Annotated in this window: 1 protein-coding gene; it reads left to right on the forward strand. The window is 61.1% G+C overall.

All coding sequences use genetic code 11. The annotated features are described in order from the left end of the window. Positions 1–920 (forward strand): EF-hand domain-containing protein (locus AC1DZ5_RS21520; protein ID WP_477892850.1); only part of this gene is annotated, 920 nt, incomplete at both ends.

Consider the following 920-nt stretch of genomic DNA (forward strand, 5'->3'; position numbering starts at 1 on the left):
GCCTACCAATACCTGACGACGGGTACGCCCATCATCCTGGACTTGAACGGAGACGGTGTGAGAACGCAGAGCATCGACGCTGGCGTCAAGTTCGACTTGTTTGACGATGGTGCAGCGATCAATACGGGCTGGGTCAGTGGTGGCGACGGATTGCTGGTACTGGACCGCAACCATGACGGACAGATCAACGATGGCTCCGAACTCTTCGGTTCATCGACCCGACTGTCCAATGGCGAGAAAGCGTCGGATGGCTACGCTGCGCTCAGAGAGATGGACTCCAATGGAGACGGCGTGATCAGCAGCGATGATGCGATCTACGGCGATCTGAGGGTCTGGATTGACAGCAACTCGGATGGCATCAGTGGTGCGGGTGAGACCAAGACCCTGGCCGAGTTGGGCATCGCCAAGATCAACCTCAATGCGGTTGCCGGCACAGGCACCGACAACGGAAACATCCTGGGTCTGACATCGAGCTACGAAACGACCGACGGCGTCACCCACGATGCGGCCGACGTCTGGTTCCAGGCCAACAGGACGCCAGTGGCGGGGGCTAGTTCGGTGGACAGCGCGATTGCCGCACTGAACACGACAACACCTGTCCCAACTTTGGTGGCAGATCCTGTCGCGGTACCGCAGACACAGGCGATCGCGACGATCCAGGCGCAACCGGCGGTGGAGCCCGTGCCGTTGACCAGTGCGATGCGTGCGCAAGTTAGCAGCATGGCGCAAGCGATGGGGTCCTTCGTGGATGCGGGGCTGTCGCAGTCTGACATGGCGGCAGCATCGGCAGACGGGGCAGCACCTGCGCCGACACTGAGTCCTGTGGCGTTGGCGGTGACCAGTCTGGCGGATGCGATGAAACAGTTCGATGTGAATGGAACTGCGATGGGTAGCCCGTCACTGGGGGTGCCGACCACGAC

It is taken from the genome of Rhodoferax sp. P1_F3 (genome assembly GCF_056405715.1).